Source organism: Butyricimonas sp. BSD2780061689_150309_C8 (assembly GCF_015560935.1).
Taxonomy (GTDB): domain Bacteria; phylum Bacteroidota; class Bacteroidia; order Bacteroidales; family Marinifilaceae; genus Butyricimonas; species Butyricimonas paravirosa.
In genome coordinates, this window is record NZ_JADMSV010000002.1 from 279144 (window position 1) to 298198 (window position 19055).

Sequence of the window (19055 nt, forward strand, 5' to 3'; positions counted from 1 at the left end):
TTACTGTTACGCTTCTCGCATCGCCTCCACGGGATTCACCTGCGCCACTTTATAAGCCGGCCACCAAGCACTAAACACCGCAAAAACAATCATCACGACCAAAGTCATCCCGATTGCAGCCACGTTTACCCTCGTCCATTCATACACGAAACCGAAAAGCACCATTCCCGGCAAGGCAGCCAAAACACTCAAAATTAAACTTTCCATTACGACAAGACCTATCAAGCGCTGTTTCGTGGCTCCAACCACCAAACGCAAGGCAAATTCCACTTTCCGCTTTTTAGAATTTAGCCAAAACAAACCAAATGTCCCGATAAACGCGAAAAGTAACAAAAAAGCCGTAGGAATAGCTCGCATAGCAACACCAGAAACGACATCGAACATAGATTCTCGTTTCAATCCGCTCATTTCATAACAAAGCGATACCGCCTTTTCAGCCAACCCCAGTCGCTTATATTCCTTGCTAAAACAAGAGTGAAACTCATCCTCGTGTCCCGGCTTGATCTTGGCACAACATTCCTCGTAAGAAAATAATTGTTCCTCATCCCTAGGAATGATTATCGCCGTAGGCATATCGGAAAAAACATTTTGTTTCACGCCGGGACTTATCCCCACGATAGTCAACGTACGTCCCCCTAGGTACAATCTTTTCCCTATCGCCTCACTCCACCCCAACTTATCCATCAACTGGCGAGTTATGACTGCCGGACGAGAGCCGTCCTCCAAAACATTATTCGTAAGCCACTCTCCTTCCTCCAATTTCGGTTGAAAAACACTCTCCGCCTCTTTATCAGCAAACTTTACAATAACTCCCACGGATTTCCCATCCGCCTTAACCGTGTCGGCAAACATCTCGTCATAATAAACATCCGAACGTAGATAAGGAGCCAAACCGTCGCTCCGGGTGATCACCACCACGAACGGTTCCTTCCTCAATTTTTCAATAATAATATTCATTCCCTGTTCCACTTCCCGCGTATCCTCTAAACTACCATTACCACCACCATGCAACATATACCCGAAAAACACCACGTCATCCGTGTTTAGCAATCCGGGTTCCCGATATTTGTCTATCGCTCCAAACAAAGCCACCATACTTACCATCAGAATAATAAATATCAACATTTGCTCCATCAATACCCCGGCATATTTTCTCCGTTCCTGCCAAAGCATCTTTAATACATGACCTATCATTTAGAACCTCCTTTCAAAACCGTGGCTATATTTTTCCGGGCAATAATATATGCCGGGATTCCACCGGATAATAATGTAAACAACAACGAGAGAGGAAACACCCCGCATAGAATAACCAAATAATCCAAATCCTCTATCAACGATATTTGTCCCTCGTCTCCATTATTAAAAAATGACACGCTGATCCAATCCGCTACCGGATACGTCAGGAATATACCTAAAATAGCCCCGACAATCACCAACAGGGCGATCTCGGTGATCACTTGCATGAACGAATCCCAAAGCCCCGCTCCCAAAGCTCGTTTCAACGCGATTTCATCCGAATAATTATCCACGTTCGCCATGTTCAAGGTAACAATATTTATCGCGGGAATAAGTAGCAACAAGAGAATAGCCACGGGAATCCCGTAAGCATACAAATCAGAACCGAAATTATCAATTCTTGCCTCCCGGAATGTATATAAATTCTCCGGTTTCACATCCACTTGCATATTTATCAACCTCCAATAATCCCTAACTGCCACGGCAACATCTTCTTTCATATTTTGGACGGGAACATCCCGGGGAAACAGGACTCCCAAATCGTAATACCCAAACCCGCGAGGCGAAAAGCTATTAAAAACATGAGGTATCCATATCCCGTCCGCACGAATCGCGTAGGTCGAAAAATTACGCACCACGCCGATAACCGTGTACTCTCTCCCCTGAATCTCCATTTTCTGCCCGACAACATCTTCCCTCTTGAAAAACATCCCTGCCATATCCTCCCTCAACACGACATATGCGTCTTTATTCAGGCATTCCTGTTCCGTGAAAGGACGCCCTTCTATAAAATGGAACTGGTTAATTTTCCAATAACCTCCATTTACAAAAGCAAAAGAAAGTGTCTTACACGCGTCATTCACGGCCACCTCCCCAACACTATTATAATACATGAAATAATCCTCTTTCGCCCGTATCCTTTCCATCAACCAAGCTGTACTCTTCGAGTATATGCCTCCAACATCCCGTCCATTCATATCTTGAAAAGTGCTGAACACAATTGTCCTATCACCATTTACAAAAGGAGCCTTATTACTGGTTGTATCATACACGAGTTGGAGCATGATAATAATGAACACGAATGTAAACGCAGTACCAATCACGCAGAACAAAGCATACACTTTATTATGCCCTATACTACACAATGCTGATCTTAAATAATTCTTCCATTTATTCATAATCTCTTTATTTACTATTCCTCCCGCATCGCCTCCACGGGATTCATGCTCTTTTTCTTCACTTCAACGTCACCGCCGGGTTTACCTTCGTCACCCGGTAAGCCGGATACCAAGTACTCAACATCGAAAACATAACCATAACAAGCACCGTTATGCACACACCCGTCCATTCCGGCAAAGTATACTCATAAATAAACATGGACAAGAGAACTCCGGGCACACAGGCTAGTAAAGTAACAACAAAGCTTTCCAACATCACGAACACGAGTAACTTACGGGGAGTCGCACCCACGGCCAACCTCAAAGCAAATTCTCGTACTCGTCTTTCCGAATTCTGCATAAACAAGCCAAACGTACCGATAAATGCGAAAACAAACAGGAATATCGTGGGAACGGCTTGTAACATAATATTCACGAATGTTGTACTACATGCACCTCTTTTAGCTAACTCCATATTTATCGCAAACGGCTGAGCTTCTTGAACGGGTATCAATCGTTGAAATTCATTATAATAAGCCATAATAAACTCCTCCCCCTTGCCCGGCTCTACACGAACACAAAGTTCCCGAAACATATCATCATTCCCCATCGTATTACATGGTATAATGATCGTTGGATCAGAATCCAAAAAAATCTTATGTTTTATTCCGGATAGCACCCCCGTCACCGTAAAATTATTTCCTCTCACAAAAATTTTACGTCCAAGAGTTTGCGTCCATTTTAATTTATCAACGAGTTGTTGCGTAACGACACAAGCGGACGATCCATCCGCCAATCTATTGTCCGTGAGCCATTCGCCCTCCACAATTTCCAGATGAAACACCTTACAAGCCTCCTCGTCTGCTCCTTTGTAATTCACACGATACATTTTTCCTTCAACACGAATACTGTCATACCAAGCATACTCTCCCACATAAGGAGTCATCGCCATACTTTGTGTAATCCCGACCACATAATCCAACTTCTTCAAATTATCTGCCACAACATCAATACATCCTCCGATCCCTTCCTTATCGCAATCTTCACTCGCAAGTACATAACCAAAACAAACCGTATTATCCGTATCTAGCAATCCCGGCGAATACATCTTATCCAAAGTTACAAAGACAGAAACCACCACCAGCATCAATACAATGCAAACCGTTACCTGCTCTATGAAAATCCCATAAAATAATTTCCACGAATTCCTGATAGTCTTAAACACGTGCCCGATCATTCAGCACCTCCTTTCAGTACCACCGCCATATTTTTCCTCACAGCCAAGCAAGCGGAACAACCGCCCGTCAGCAGTGTAAATACAAGCATTAGAGGGAAAATTCCACCCAGTATAACCAAGGAATTAATATCCGTAACCAAAGAATCCGTACCGCCCGTCACGCCATTAACACACACCTCCTCGATCCAGTAAACCATCGGAAAAAACAACAATAATCCAAAGAACACCCCAACAACCACAAGAATCAGATTCTCCGTCATCATCTGAAAGAAAAGGGCCGAACGAGGAGCCCCTATCGCTCTTCTTATTGCAATTTCCTCGGATTGTTTATTCGAATTCGCCACGTTCAATGTCATGATATTAATCGCCGGAATAACCAAAAGGAGCAAAAGCACAACAGGTACCCCGTATGCCAACAAGCGGACTCCCACTCGGCGAATCAAACTCTCTCTCATCGTGTACAACGTTTCCGCGGAAACATCTACTTCCTCCCCTTGACGAGAATAATAATTCTTCACCACACGTACGATGCCCTGCTTTGCAGCAATCACAGGCATCTCATCCGGGAACAAAACATAAATCTCATAAAAACGATCCCCGCTAGGTGTAAATGTATTATACTTATCCGACAACCAGAACTTCCCGGATATTCCCGTTGTAAAAATAGAAACATCTTTCACCACCCCTGTGATTGTGTAAACGACCTTTTGACACTCTATTTTTTTGCCCACGGCACTCTCTTCCTTGAATAAAATATCTGCCATACTTTTATCTATCACGGCAACGGGTTGTTTCTTATCGAATTCTTGCCGTGAAAACGCACGCCCTTCTTGAAATTCAAACTGAAAAACATTCCAATAATCTGCATTCACGTAATTTACCGGGCGAGTAATAAATGTATGCTCACCAAAAACATCCGCAATCTCAGTGTGGCTGACTGCATACAAATCATATCCCTGTATTTCCTCCATAAAACCACTTACTTCCTTGGCAGAAATTTTATATAAAGGGTTACCTTGTGGATCTAAAAATTCATCAACACAAACAATCCGGTCCGCATTCACCATCGGCGGCTCGTTACCAACAACAGAATAAACGAGTTGCAACACGATCGCGATAAACACGAACGCCAACGCCGTACCCAACACGTAAAAAATTGCAAACGACAGGTTGTGCCGGATATGGTAAAACGCTGGAATTATATAATTTTTCCATCGATTCATAACACTAACTTTCCGTCAAACAAACGAATGATCCGTCCGGTTTCCTCCGCCAATCTCTCATCATGCGTCACCATCACGATTGTCGTCCCCTCCCGGTTCAATTGTACGAGTAAATCCATGATCTCCGTTCCCATCTTACTATCCAAATTTCCCGTCGGCTCGTCCGCCAGAATCACTTTCGGCTGCCCGATCAACGCCCTCGCTATCGCCACCCGTTGGCATTGTCCCCCGGACAACTGCGAGGGGAAATGTTTCAAGCGATGAGTCAACCCGACCTTTTCAATTAATTCCAGTGCCCTTTTCTTATTGGCCGATGCAGAACTTCCCCGGCGATACAACATCGGCAGCAACACGTTATCCAACACGTTCAGCGACGGGATCAAATGGAAACTCTGGAAAATAAATCCTAGTTTCTGGTTACGAATCCTCGCCATATCCCGATCATACAAAGAATCTGCCCGGACATCATCAATAATCACCCAACCACTCGTTGGCTTATCCAACAACCCCATAATATTCAACATCGTACTCTTTCCACACCCCGAAGGTCCCATGATAGCCACAAACTCACCTTTCTCCACCGTCAAATTAATATCTTCCAATGCCCGTGTCTCCACCTCGCTCGTGTAAAACGTTTTATTAATATTTTCTAAAGTTATCATACGATTTAAGTATTAGTTGATTCATGATTTATTTTACCATTACAAACATAACGAACTCCCTCCTAGGAAACCTCCCCGAATTATTGTAAAACTATTGTAAAATTTCGCTCCCGACATATCGCTCAACCACAACTCCTTGTAAAATCAATTCTAAATACGTAATTTCGTCTCGTCTATGTGACGGCAACCATTCAACAAACGTGCATGTTGAAATGGTAAAAGGAAAGTGAATGAAACACGATTTAAGAATAATAGGTTACATCACGTTCACGATATTCATTTTATTGTGGATCAATCAATTATTCTCCGGTATTAAATTATACGAAACCGTCAAGACACGCTGGCAAATTCACATGGATTCTATTATCGAATCAGTTATTCCCCCATACATAGAAATATTACAAACAGACTCCGTTCAAGAACGAACCCATCTTTTCTCGTCACTAGACAGCGTATTACGTATCCAAACACTCGATGCCGTTCATTTCACCATCGCACAATTAGACAGCACAAATCAAATCATAGTCCGGTTCCAGCATCACAAAACACGCACGCCCGACATAACACGAGGAAAAAACTTCCCGATAAATAATCTTTCCCACGAATCCTTGGCCATTTATTACAATTTTCCAATCTCCTTCTTTTTAGAGGAATCATGGCAAGACATCCTCGCCATTGTCGCGCTGACACTACTACTTGTTCTAGGTTTACAATACCTCTCCCACGCCCAACAACATCTATCCCGCCTTCAAGAAGAAATGATTAAACAAGTCGTGCATGACTGGAAGACCCCTCTTGCAAGTATCGTCACCCTGTCTGAACTTGTAGAAAAGAAATCCATCCCCGAGGATGACGAAAAGGGACGTGCGAAAATCCGGCTTATCCAAGAAGAAGCCAACCGACTGAAAACAAGCTCTCAGCAATTGCTTAAAACGTTAAGTGGGCTCGCCCACTTGAACATCACCCGGGACGAATTTAACCTGAAAGATGAGATACTCTCGTTATTCGAGAAACAATACCTCGCCAACCACGGACAAAAAAATATCCAGTTAAACTTGCGCTATCTCGTTGAATCCGAAATTGTTTATGCATCACATTTCTACCTACTCGGCGCTCTTCAAAATCTCTTGGATAATGCCGTGAAATACAGCGGAGAAACGCCACAGATCACCGTAATCTGTTACCAAAAAAGAGGAACCTTCGTTATAGAAATAAGGGACAACGGTCCCGGTATTCCCAAAAAGCAACAAAAATATATTTTCAACAAATATTATCAGGCAAACAAAGACTCTACCAATAAAAAAGGATACGGTTTAGGCTTGACATACGTCTACAACGTCATCAAAGCCCACAAGGGAAAAATCACGGTGGACAGCCCGCCGGGAAAAGGATGTACATTCACGATATACTTACGCAAATGGAAGAAAAAATAAATATACTCTATGCCGAGGACAACACCACGGCCGCCATGATATACACGGAAATCCTTGAAGAAGCCGGGTACACGGTAACCCTTGCCAAAGAGGGGAACAAGGCATGGCAACTATACGAAACCGGAACTTGGGATCTCCTGTTACTTGACATGGACCTACCGGGAAAAGACGGCCACGAACTGATTCGCCTCGTACGGGAAAAAGGGGATCAGATCCCGATCGTGATTCTCAGTTCCGTCAATCACAACCATGCCCTGTACGAGGGAGCCGACGATTATCTCGTGAAAGGTTGTAGCGTGGACGACGTGAAAGCTCGCTTGGACAAGGCTATCGCCAGAACCAAACGATTGAACACGGAAAAAGAACAAGGGCTTTTCCGCGTCTCTCCCGACACCACCTTCAACAAAAATAACCGACTGCTCACCATCTCCGGTAAACGAGAAGAGCTGAAAAGTATGGAATCAAACATCTTATGGCTATTCTGCCTGCGGATCAACGAGGTGATTCCCACCGTAGAAATGTGCGAAACGCTCTGGGGTGTCTATACCACAGACAAGGAAAAAGCCCTCACCAGATACGTCTGCCTGCTGAACAAAAAACTGAAAGCGGATAAAAGCATCGCCATCCAAAACGAATTTGCTCGAGGTTACAAACTCGTGAACGGCTTGTAGTATAAAAATTCACCCTAGGCCCTCAAATACGTAAATGCAAATTAATGTCACAAAATGTGACATTATCACTAACATATTCTTACCAAATTGCGAGCCGCTCCCATTCCGCTCCCATTCCGGCCCTATCCCCCTCCTACAATCAAAATTAAATATTGCAATTAATTTGTTTTTTTAAAGTAATCTATCTACATTTGAAAACTCCTATATAGCATTATTTTAGTCTAAAAATAGGAGACTGACTCATAAACACGACCGAAAGGTCAACAAAATCAGAAAATACATGGCAACATTAAACGATTCGGTATTACAAGGAGCCTCTGGGAAAATCGGGGGATACGTGACTTACTCGGTAGGAAACAAAACGTATGCCCGAAAATTGGCAGACACCATCAGCAACCCGCGTTCGGAAGGACAAACGACACAACGTTCAAAGCTCCCCGGAGCCCAGACCATGTACCGTGCCACACGAGGAAGCATGCTGGAAAAAGTGTACACGCTCGTGGCTCGGGAAGAGGAACGACGCTCCGGCTACCACTGGTTCCTTCACACGAACATGAATATGTTCGGCCCGAATGACTACATCGATTACCCCCGGCTAGTCCTGTCGGATGGTAGCCTGCAATTACCTTTCGGGATGAAAGCCACGGCCATTCACGCAGACAAACTGGAACTGGAGTGGCTGGATAACACGTCAACCGTCACCGCACAAGCGACCGACCAACTGACCGTTGCCGCCATCTTTGACAACGAACCCTATCAACCCGTCGTGCTGGATGACACAGGATTCTGCCGATCAGATGGAAAAGCCATCGTACCCGTCCCGGAAGGAACATGGACAACAGCTCATTTTTATTGCTTTTTCGCAGCCCAAGACGGGAAACGTTACTCCCCCTGCATGTATTTCTCTATTTCCAAATCTTAAAACACGAATATCATGGCAATCTTTAAACCGACCATATTTCAAGACATCTCCGGTTCCGTCGGCAACGTAACCTCCTACAAAGTGGGTAAAACTCAAATCGCGAGAGGAAAACCGGGTTTCGTGAAGGACGCGAAAACCCCGGAACAATTGAAACAACGTGCCAGACTTAGCCTGATCACGAAATTGCGTCGCCGTTTCCTCAAAATCCTATCCGTGGGGTATTGTTCCCCCTCCGGCAAGATATGCGCCAACTGCTTCACCCGTGACAATATTCACAAAGTGAACGCGGATGACGTGGAAAATCCCACCGTGGACCTGTTGACACTCTCGCTCTCCGGTGGCGGGTTACGATTACCCCTCATCGAGGCTGAAATGGACAAGGAAAAACGGCTGGTCACCTTCCGGTGGAAACAACAACCATTAATGCCTTTCATGGCTAAAGAAGACCGCTTGATGGGTGTGATTCACGAACGGGAAGAAAAGAAAAGCCGACTCGTGGAACTCGGAACTAGAAGCACAAGCGGGGAAAAAGAATGGCTGTTACCGGAAGACTGGGATGTAAACCAATTGGTCGTGTACGGTTTCGCTGTCAGCGCAAACGGGCAGAACGCATCGGGGACACTGGGATTACTCGAAACTAACGGGAACGCCTGATCACGAATCAATTTCCAGATTCGTGAAATCCCCCGTGATTTCAATTCTCGGTTCCGGATATTCAAAAAGGGCAAAACGGGATTCCGTGCGCCCTTCAGCATAATCCCACAACGAACTATAATCCTCCACACGTTCCCCCAACGCTTGCAATTGGCGTAAATAAGCCGCGATCGACTTGCTTTCCACGATATAAATCTCCCCCTCGTGATCCACTTGAGGGCTATGCCGTCGTCCCGCATCCAGAGAAAAACGTAAAATACGCTTTCCCTCCTTTGTCATCCCGACCGTCTGGTACGTCATGCTCTTCCCGATTCCGGGCAGGTTCATCACGTTTCGATCCGTGGCCAGAAACGGTTGCCGATATTTATCCAACAAATCCGGTAATTCAGCGGGAATCCTTTCCGGGTATTCCAACAATTCCAAGACCTCCTTTTCCAGCTCCACGGGCAAATCCCCGTACACTTTTTCCTCCAACACCTCTTGTAGCGAACGACTATTCGGGACAAACAAGGCATAATTCTCCTCGAATCCCTTCACGGAAAAAGTGTAATACGTCAGAATACCGATTCGATTCAAAACCTCTCTCAACCTCGCCGTATGTCCCCGACGTGAAGCCGCCACCGTGAACACAGCCTGATTGGTGATAATCCATCCGGCCTCCAGCAAGCGCCGGGTAGCCAGAATTACCTCCTCGGTCACTTCCAAAGGCGACTCGAAATGAGTCTGTATGAAAAATTGCTGAATCCCGACCTGTTCCGCCTTCTCCCGGAATCTTTTCAACACCTCGATCAACCCATCATTTACACGACTGGGTAAATAAGCCAATAACCTCGAACCCAATCTCACCCGTTGAATCTCGGCATATTTTTCTCCTTTCCCACGTCGCTTGTTCAATTCTCGCTTGCGCACGGCCATACGGAAAACGGCATCCAAGATTTTTTCCAACGTCTGGTTCTGACTCATCAGTGCATCCCCTCCCGTGATCAAAATATCCCGCAATTGAGAATCATGCTCGTAATACATCATCAGGCGCTCCATCTTGACTTCCCACCCGTCTGTCGGTTTCAGCCGATCCAAGTTAAAATTCAAATGTCCTTTCTGAAAGTCGTACATACGCTGGCATAAAGCACACAGCCCGCCACAAGCCCGTCCCATCGAATCCGGGATGAAAATAGCCACTTCAGGATAACGACGATGAATATTCGTGGCATTGGGCAACAACCACCCGGCAGCATTCGGTTTTCCCGGTTCCACCACATCCTCTTTCTCCCACGCCCGGATCTGCCCAAAATTCTCCACCAGCTCCTCGGAATAGATCACGTAACTCCGAATCGTGGAATCATCGTACCCATCCGTCCGAACGCTCAACAAGGAAAGATAATAGGGAGTCACGAAAAACGGGATTCCTTTCTGCTTCGCCCGGTGTAAAAGCTCCATTAACTCCGGCGATAACGTGTCACCCATGAACAGGTTCAACTCATCCGGTTCCCGGACGGCTAAAGCGAGATGAAATTTATAATCCCCCCACCATTCACCCACCAACTCCCGTTTTCTCTCCATGCTCATTCCCTCTTCAAAACGATAACGGGTATTCAACTTATCTCTCTTCTCTATTTTCCCAATCAACAAACCACATATCCGCTCCCGATTCTCCCGACGCTCTTGAGCTACATCCTCATCCATCCCGGTTTTCCAACGTCCCCGCCATTGATCACATTGCGCCCGCTCCGGTAAAACGACTTCATCTGTCTGGTATTTCTTAAATAGATAATACCAATCCAACAAAAAATCCGGATGTATGCCATCCCCCTCTCCCCGTAAAGCTTGCCATAACCATTTAATCGGTTCATAACGAATCTTCTCCCCCGTGGAAAAATCACGAATATGCCGGGTCTCGTTCATAAACATCCGGAAAAATCGTTTTATAGACGAAGAAGTCGAATGTTTTGTCAAAGCGGCACGCACGTACCCCTTCAGAAATTGTTCAAACTCTTTCCAATCCTTACTAAGGCTTGCACCTTGCATGATCGTCGGGAACTCCCGCTCAAATAAACTCACCAACTCTATACACGAAAAATTCAATACATCTTTCTCCTTCACATTTTCTCCTTATCTTAGATTAAACAAAAACGACAAATGGATATCGCCCAAACAAGTCCCCGGAAGTCAGGGTTTCGAATATTTATACAGAAAATAAATATCTGATGTTTACAAATTTAATAAAAAAAGAGAAAGTTCGCAACCTACAAAACAAAAAAAGACGCCGCAATCTCGTGGACACGGCGTCTTTTTCAATATTTACGTGATCTTATTTAAGATCTTCTTCTGTCAGATTTTCCAACAATTTACCATACATCATTCCGGAACAACCCAATATCATGGCCATATAAATAACCATCAAACAAAATGCAATAATAACCCCGATAAACGGAATCCAAGTCAATAACAAGGAAGCTACTAAAAAGGCTATATAAACAACAAACATCACGGCAAAAATGATCCATTTGTTGCCATAAGTCATTTTATTACTCAATGATAACGCTTTGGCCGGATTCACCCCCTTGTCCAGTACAAGATAAAGGGCTTGACTCCAAATAATCCCCAACACGATACCGGGTACAACAAGAAAAACCATGGCCATCAACACCCCTGCCGTGTACCACCCACAAGTCAAAAAGAACTCACCCATATAACGATAATATTGTTTCTCGAAAATACAGAGAGGGGAAAAAATCTCACCTTTACTGAATTTAATGGGGATCGTCATGATAGCTATCGTGGTTCCCACATTCACGTAAGGAATCCAGATCGTTAAAAGCCATAATACAATTGCTCCCAAAAGAGAAGGCAGATTTTTCATTCCCACCAAAAAACCTTGCGATAACACGCTACCAAAGTCTAATTTCTTTTCCATAGTTCTAAATTTAGGTTGAGTAATTAAATCCTACACACGACCTACCACGTTGTCATTCACAAATATAACAAATTTAAACGGAATAACAATTTCATTTAGAACACGAAAAAGAGAAGATATTAGAAAAAGGGAGTCAAAAAAAATTGACTCCCTTTTCTAATATCTCGTTTTATTATTGGTTGTCTGCCAAAGCCTGAATTCCTCTCCCGCACCCTCTTCTCGTTTGTTCTCAAAAGGGATACAACGCATAGGCCCATCCAACACGATCTCTTTATAGATAAAAGAATCATCAAATCCACCGACAGCGGCATCCTCCTTCGTACAGGCATAATACACCCGTTCCGGTCTCGCCCAGTAAATCGCCCCTAAACACATGGGACACGGTTCACAACTGGAATAAATTTCACACCCCTTCAACTGGAAAGAATCAAGTTGCTTACAAGCCTTGCGAATAGCATTCACTTCCGCATGAGCCGTGGGATCATTATCCGGAACAACCGTATTCCCGGAAGTTGCGATAATCTTACCATCCCGCACAACTACCGCCCCGAACGGTCCTCCCATCCCCTTCTCCACGTTCTCCACGGCAATACGAATTGCCTCCTTCATAAACTCCGGATTATAAGAGTTCGCCTCCGGCGAGTTGCAGGTTGATTGGTTACAAGTTACAGATTCTTTCATCTTTTAGTTTTTAACTTTTATCTTTTTCCCGCTTCTCCAAATCATGTAAATCCCGATCAATACAAACGGAATACTCAACCATTGCCCCATATTCAAGGTCATGGCGTTTTCGAATTCTTCCTGGTTCTCTTTCACAAACTCGATCACAAAACGAGCGGTAAAGATCAGTACCAAAAACATTCCAAAAAGAAAGCCCTGACGATCTTTCGCTTTCGTCTTCCAATACAAATGCATTAAAACAGCAAAACTGATCAAATAACAAATCGCCTCGTACAACTGTGCAGGATGACGGGGAGTCATCGGATCAGGCATCCCGGAATGTACAAAACGGAATCCCCAAGGCAGCTCTGTCGGTAAGCCGACAATCTCCGAGTTCATCAGATTTCCCATCCGGATAAAGAAACCGGCCAATGCGATTGGAATTACGGCACGATCCAGAATCCAAAATATTGATTTCCTACTTACCTTCTTGGAATAATACCACAACCCGGCAATAATACCGATTGCAGCCCCATGGCTGGCCAACCCTTGGTATCCTGTAAAACGGAATTCCGGTTGAAACCGAACCGGTAGAATAATTTCAAACGGATGAGCGCTATAATATGCCCAATCATAAAAGAAACAATGTCCCAACCGGGCCCCGATCACAGTGGCAACCGCCACGTATATCCACAACTTATCCAACCACTGCTGGCTTAACCCTTCCGACTTGAACATCTTCTCCTCTACCTTATACCCGCACACGAAAGCCAAGGCGAATAATAACCCGTAATAACGAATCGAGAAACCACCTAAACTAATTAATTCGGGACTAACATCCCAATTGATAAATAATGAAACCATAATTATTTTGTGATTTAGTGATTTATGATTAAGAGATTCAATGATTGCATAATCACGGAATCATCAAATCTCTTAATCACCGAATCAGTCTATTCTTCCCCCTTCCCGTGGCAATTCTTGTATTTCTTACCACTTCCGCAAGGACACGGATCATTACGTCCTACCTTGGGGCCCACTTTCACGGGCTCGGTTTTACGGGGAGCTTGATTGGTCTGAGCGGCAGGAGCATCACTACGTCCCATACGCATCTTACTTAAATCAGTTCGTTTCTCTTCAGCCTGTTTCACTTCTTCAGGAGCCTCAAAAGGAATTTGTCCCTTCATCAAAGTAGACACGACATTCTTGTTGATTTTGTCCACCATACTCTTGAACAAGTTGAATGACTCGAACTTATAGATCAATAACGGGTCTTTCTGCTCGTAAGTTGCATTCTGCACGGATTGTTTCAAATCATCCATTTCACGCAAATGCTCTTTCCATGCGTCATCGATATGAGCCAACATGATAGACTTCTCGTAAGCACGGATCAACTCCTCACCTTCAGACTTGTAAGTCTTCTCAAGATTAGCCACGACATTGTAAGCCCGTTTTCCATCAGTAAACGGCACCACGATATTCTTGAACATTTCCCCTCTCTGCTCGAAAACATTCTTAATTACGGGGAACGCCTGTTTAGCGATAGTCTCCGTCTTACGACTGAATGTATCCCGTACCTCTTTGTACAGTCTCTCCGTCAAATTGTCGGCAGAAGTCTTCTGGAAATCCTCCTCTTTTATATCAAAGTCTACGGCAAGATATTTCAACACATCCATACGGAAACCTTCTAAATCATTAGCCTCCTTGTGTTCTTCCACCAATGTCTCGCAAACATCATACATATTGTTGGCAATATCCACACCGATTCTCTCTCCCAGTAACGCATGGCGTCTCTTCTTGTAGATCACCTCACGTTGAGAGTTCATCACGTCGTCATATTCCAACAAACGCTTACGAATACCGAAGTTATTTTCCTCCACCTTACGTTGTGCGCGCTCGATAGATTTGGTAATCATGGAATGTTGAATAACGTCGCCTTCCTCGTGTCCCAAACGGTCCATCACCCGAATGATTCTCTCGGAACTGAACAAACGCATTAGATCATCCTCCAATGACACGAAGAACTGAGAAGAACCCGGGTCTCCCTGACGTCCGGCACGACCTCTCAACTGACGGTCTACACGACGTGAATCGTGACGTTCCGTACCGATAATGGCCAAACCACCCGCGGCACGTACCTCCGGACTTAACTTGATGTCAGTACCACGACCGGCCATGTTGGTTGCAATCGTAACCACTTGTGATTTACCGGCCTCTGCAACAATATCAGCCTCCCGTTGATGCAACTTCGCATTCAACACGTTATGCTTGATACCCCGCAATTTTAACATACGGCTCAACAACTCGGAAACCTCGACGGAAGTCGTACCCACCAACACCGGGCGGCCTTCTCCAACCAATCGGGTAATCTCCTCGATCACCGCGTTATATTTTTCACGTTTTGTCTTGTACACGTAGTCATTAGCATCCTTTCGGATCACCGGTTTGTTTGTCGGGATAACCACAACGTCCAGTTTGTAAATATCCCAGAACTCACCCGCTTCCGTCTCTGCCGTACCGGTCATACCGGCTAACTTATGATACATACGGAAATAGTTCTGTAAGGTGATCGTGGCAAATGTCTGCGTGGCAGCCTCTACTTTCACATTTTCCTTCGCTTCAATAGCTTGGTGCAAACCGTCTGAATAACGACGTCCTTCCATGATACGCCCCGTCTGCTCGTCCACGATCTTCACCTTGTTATCGATAACCACGTATTCAACATCCAATTCGAACAACGTGTATGCTTTCAACAACTGGTTCACTGTGTGTACACGCTCAGATTTAGCGGCATAACTTTGCACCATCTGATCTTTTTTCTCCAGTTTCTCTTCCTCCGTCAGGTTCATCTTATCGATCTCTGCCAATTCAGAACCCACATCCGGCAAGATAAAGAAGTTCGGATCTTCTCCCGCGGCCGTAATCGTATCATGTCCTTTATCCGTCAAATCGATAGAGTTCTGTTTCTCATCAATCACGAAATAAAGTTCATCCGTAATCTCCGGCATACGACGGTTATTCTCCTGCATATAAACATTCTCGGTTTTCACCAAGGTAGCCTTATTTCCTTGTTCACTCAAGAACTTGATCAATGGCTTATATTTGGGTAATCCCTTATATGCTCTCAACAACAATATAGCCCCCTGTTCCTCTTGTTTCCGATCACCGCTAGCCAACAACGTTTTAGCTTCCGTGAAAATCCGGGCAACCAACTCACGCTGCATACGCACCAACTTCTCCACACGAGGTTTGTACTCGTCAAACATCTGAATGTCCCCCTTCGGAACCGGACCCGAAATAATCAACGGGGTACGAGCATCGTCAATTAACACGGAGTCAACCTCATCGACAATCGCGTAATGATGTTTGCGTTGTACCAGGTCTTCCGGGTGGATAGCCATGTTATCTCTCAAATAATCGAAACCAAATTCATTGTTCGTTCCAAAAGTAATATCTGCCTGATAAGCCTTCCGTCTCTCCGGGGAATTCGGCTCCGTCTTGTCAATACAATCTACCGACAACCCGTGAAACATATAAAGAGGTCCCATCCACTCGGAGTCACGTTTTGCCAGATAATCATTGACCGTAACCACGTGTACTCCGCGACCCGTCAAAGCATTCAAGAATACAGGCAAGGTAGCCACCAACGTTTTACCTTCACCGGTAGCCATCTCGGCAATCTTACCTTGGTGTAACACGGAACCACCTATCAACTGCACGTCATAGTGAACCATGTCCCAGGTAACCTCGTTACCTCCGGCCAACCAAGAGTTGAAGTAAACGGCATCCTCACCGTCAATCTCCACGAAATCTTTCGTTACGGCTAAATCACGATCAAAATCGTTAGCCTTCACGACGATCTCTTTATTTTCTTTGAAACGTCTTGCCGTATCTTTCATCACGGCAAACGCCAAAGGCAATATTTCATTTAGAACATCCTCTAACTTCGTGTTAATCTGTTCTTCCAGCTTATCAATCCGGTTATAAATTTCCTCTCTTTCCTCGATCGAAGGTTTCTCATTCTCTACTTTTGCTTTCAAAGAAGCAATTTCATCCTCTTCTGCCTTCACGTGGGCATGAATCTTTGCTTTCAGATCAGCTGAAATCTGTCTCAACTCATCATGGCTCACGCCTTTAATCTTTTCCCACTCTGCATTTACTTTTGACGCGATCGGCAATAATTCTTTCAAGTCACGATCAGACTTGTTACCAAAAAGACTTTTTAATATATCGTTAAATCCCATAGTTTTATATAATTGAAAAATGAAAACAAATTAATTTACAATTTATGAATTACGATTTACGATTCAGAAAAACATTGGCTAGCAGGTGAAAATCACCTAATCTAAAATCATAAATCAAGAAATTAGTAGGATCGTAAATCTAAAATCATAAACCCGAAATCATTCCATTTTCCCGGGAGCCCGGATGGGATTTGCTGCAATTTCCGGGACTTTCCAACCCGGTAGAACGACAGACGAGTAAGTAGTATAAACTTTTACGGCATCCACGGTTTCCGCGTGACTCTGATTGTAGAAATCACCATAATCGAAATCCTCCGTGGATCTTTTCTCGGTAGAAACCGTGATAACCTTCTCGGTAGAAGAAACCAACAAACGATAGCAATCTGTCCTAACAGATACATTCCCCCCACGCACATTTATCGGCAGGGTTGCCACGCATCCGGCGACAACATACAAGGCTGCTATCAAATATTTGTTCATTTCCATACCGCCAAAGATAATGCTTTTCTCCTAACTTTCAGTTTTTATCTTTTAGTTTTTATCTTTTTAGATTCCGTGATTCCCTCCCACCATCCAATACTCTTGGTAATCACAAAATCATTCAATCGCCAATCACAAAATCTTACTCTTACAGTTTTTCCCCGAAAGCCAAATCTCCGGCATCACCAATTCCCGGATCAATATAACAACTCTCGGTCAGATGCTCATCCAATGCCCCCGTCCAGATCGTTACCGGCTCATCTTTCAAAGCCTCTGTAAGTTTTTCTATACCTTGACGACTGGAAACAATAGCCGCAATATGCGTGTGCGCAGGCCTTCCACCCTGTTTCAATAACTCGTGATAAGCCACCACGATTGAACCTCCCGTGGCTAACATCGGATCTACCAGCAATAACTGTTTTCCTTCCAAACTTGGCGTGTAAATAGAATCGAAACGAATTTCAAAATCAATATGATTTTCCTTATATTTTCTTCTTGCCGAAATAAAAGCACTCCCGGAACGATCGAAATAATTCAAAAAACCTTGATGAAAAGGTAATCCTGCACGCAACACGGATGCCACCACCACCTCTTCGTCTGCCAATCTGACATCAGCCACGTTAATCGGTGTCTGTACTTGCTGCGTTGAATAATGAAACGTCTTACTGATCTCGTAAGCCATCACCTCACCAACCCGTTCTAAATTCCGGCGAAAACGCAACGGATCTTTTTGAATCTCTTTATCTCTAAGTTCTGCTAAAAAACGATTATAAACCGAATCCTCCTTGTTAATAATATACACCATTTTATCTATTTCTTTTCTTAAACCTTTTCTATCACACGCACCTATCCTGTTTTAAAATCTAAAATTTAAAATCTTCATTTATTCTATTTCTTCATACTCCGCATCCTCAATCTCTCCGCATCCCATCTTCTGCTGTTGTTCGGCCTCATGTGTCTCTTTACGCAACTGATTAACCTTATAATGATTAATCAAATCCGTTATCCCGTAAAATATCGTAACAGCACCAAAGAAAGTTATAATTCCTTCTTTCGCCGAGAACGGATTAGCAAAAACAATCAATCCGGCCAACAAAATAATTACCGGATACACGTAACTCAACGGAGCGATATGCCCGAATTTCCTCGCAGAAGTCAACATCACCAACTGACCAATCCCCGCAACAATCAAGATAAATCCCAACAAATACATCAACATATTGGTGAAAAAATCAGCCATCGACCACAACAGAATACCCAAAATAATGCTTCCGATACCGTTAAAAGAAGTCAGTCCCCTGGCCGAACGCTCATCCTGATCCCGCATAGAGACCAGAAAGGAGATAATTCCGGTAACACAAAATACGGCACCGATAATTTTTACCGTGTAATTTAACACTTCAGTTGGCCACAGCACAAGTACAAGACCCAAAACAATCGCTACGATCGATTTGACGATGGTCCTTTTGTAATTTCCGGAAGTATAGATAATCTGCATAACTTCTATTTTTTAATTTATACGAAATTCGTCAACGAAAGTAGTGATTATTTTTGAAAAAATT

General features: G+C 44.1%; 17 protein-coding genes. 4 read left to right on the plus strand and 13 right to left on the minus strand.

The annotated features are described in order from the left end of the window. Positions 1-6: 6 nt before the first annotated feature. Genes I2I33_RS03740 through I2I33_RS03760 form a run of 5 tightly spaced genes read right to left on the minus strand, consistent with a single transcriptional unit; the run spans position 7 to position 5515 of the window. Positions 7-1194: an ABC transporter permease gene (locus tag I2I33_RS03740; protein ID WP_087419928.1), complete on the minus strand. Its 1188-nt coding sequence runs from the start codon at positions 1192-1194 to the stop codon at positions 7-9. Beyond that, positions 1191-2414 (minus strand): ABC transporter permease, encoded by a 1224-nt coding sequence (locus tag I2I33_RS03745; protein ID WP_087419927.1) that lies wholly within the window; start codon positions 2412-2414, stop codon positions 1191-1193. The genes I2I33_RS03740 and I2I33_RS03745 overlap by 4 nt, the downstream gene beginning before the upstream one ends. A 58-nt stretch (positions 2415-2472) precedes the next feature. After that, positions 2473-3618, minus strand: coding sequence for an ABC transporter permease (locus I2I33_RS03750; protein WP_162613715.1), 1146 nt, complete (start codon positions 3616-3618; stop codon positions 2473-2475). An 8-nt stretch (positions 3619-3626) separates the two neighbouring features. After that, positions 3627-4853: an ABC transporter permease gene (locus I2I33_RS03755; protein WP_087419925.1), complete on the minus strand. Its 1227-nt coding sequence runs from the start codon at positions 4851-4853 to the stop codon at positions 3627-3629. Further along, the gene (locus I2I33_RS03760) at positions 4850-5515 is read right to left on the minus strand and encodes an ABC transporter ATP-binding protein (protein ID WP_087419924.1); all 666 of its coding nucleotides are present in this window, start codon (positions 5513-5515) and stop codon (positions 4850-4852) included. The genes I2I33_RS03755 and I2I33_RS03760 overlap by 4 nt, the downstream gene beginning before the upstream one ends. Positions 5516-5745: 230 nt before the next feature. On the opposite strand from I2I33_RS03760, the gene I2I33_RS03765 reads away from it, so the two are divergent. The 4 genes from I2I33_RS03765 (at position 5746) to I2I33_RS03780 (ending at position 9195) form a co-directional block, all read left to right on the plus strand. Beyond that, the gene (locus tag I2I33_RS03765) at positions 5746-6948 is read left to right on the plus strand and encodes a sensor histidine kinase (protein WP_087419923.1); all 1203 of its coding nucleotides are present in this window, start codon (positions 5746-5748) and stop codon (positions 6946-6948) included. Next, the gene (locus I2I33_RS03770) at positions 6933-7619 is read left to right on the plus strand and encodes a response regulator transcription factor (protein WP_162613714.1); all 687 of its coding nucleotides are present in this window, start codon (positions 6933-6935) and stop codon (positions 7617-7619) included. Before I2I33_RS03765 ends, I2I33_RS03770 begins: the two co-directional genes overlap by 16 nt. Before the next feature lie 280 nt (positions 7620-7899). Continuing rightward, entirely contained in the window at positions 7900-8541 is a 642-nt protein-coding gene (locus I2I33_RS03775) for a DUF6266 family protein (protein ID WP_087419921.1), read from the plus strand. Between the two features lie 12 nt (positions 8542-8553). Continuing rightward, positions 8554-9195, plus strand: coding sequence for a DUF6266 family protein (locus I2I33_RS03780; protein ID WP_087419920.1), 642 nt, complete (start codon positions 8554-8556; stop codon positions 9193-9195). Here I2I33_RS03780 and I2I33_RS03785 read toward each other — a convergent pair whose 3' ends face one another. The 8 genes from I2I33_RS03785 to I2I33_RS03820 form a co-directional block, all read right to left on the minus strand. Then, positions 9196-11295: a KamA family radical SAM protein gene (locus I2I33_RS03785; RefSeq protein ID WP_087419919.1), complete on the minus strand. Its 2100-nt coding sequence runs from the start codon at positions 11293-11295 to the stop codon at positions 9196-9198. A gap of 208 nt (positions 11296-11503) precedes the next feature. Further along, positions 11504-12109, minus strand: coding sequence for a hypothetical protein (locus I2I33_RS03790; RefSeq protein WP_087419918.1), 606 nt, complete (start codon positions 12107-12109; stop codon positions 11504-11506). 156 nt (positions 12110-12265) lie between these two features. After that, positions 12266-12790 carry a nucleoside deaminase gene (locus tag I2I33_RS03795; protein WP_162613713.1) on the minus strand — a complete coding sequence of 175 codons (525 nt, stop codon included), beginning with the start codon at positions 12788-12790 and terminating at the stop codon, positions 12266-12268. A gap of 3 nt (positions 12791-12793) precedes the next feature. Beyond that, positions 12794-13633: a prolipoprotein diacylglyceryl transferase gene (gene lgt / locus I2I33_RS03800; RefSeq protein WP_087419917.1), complete on the minus strand. Its 840-nt coding sequence runs from the start codon at positions 13631-13633 to the stop codon at positions 12794-12796. 89 nt (positions 13634-13722) lie between these two features. Next, positions 13723-17013 carry a preprotein translocase subunit SecA gene (gene secA / locus I2I33_RS03805; RefSeq protein ID WP_087419916.1) on the minus strand — a complete coding sequence of 1097 codons (3291 nt, stop codon included), beginning with the start codon at positions 17011-17013 and terminating at the stop codon, positions 13723-13725. A 159-nt stretch (positions 17014-17172) separates the two neighbouring features. After that, the gene (locus tag I2I33_RS03810) at positions 17173-17499 is read right to left on the minus strand and encodes a hypothetical protein (protein ID WP_087419915.1); all 327 of its coding nucleotides are present in this window, start codon (positions 17497-17499) and stop codon (positions 17173-17175) included. A gap of 142 nt (positions 17500-17641) precedes the next feature. Further along, the gene (gene upp, locus I2I33_RS03815) at positions 17642-18298 is read right to left on the minus strand and encodes a uracil phosphoribosyltransferase (RefSeq protein WP_087419914.1); all 657 of its coding nucleotides are present in this window, start codon (positions 18296-18298) and stop codon (positions 17642-17644) included. A 78-nt stretch (positions 18299-18376) separates the two neighbouring features. After that, positions 18377-18991: an HdeD family acid-resistance protein gene (locus I2I33_RS03820; RefSeq protein ID WP_087419913.1), complete on the minus strand. Its 615-nt coding sequence runs from the start codon at positions 18989-18991 to the stop codon at positions 18377-18379. Positions 18992-19055 lie beyond the last annotated feature (64 nt).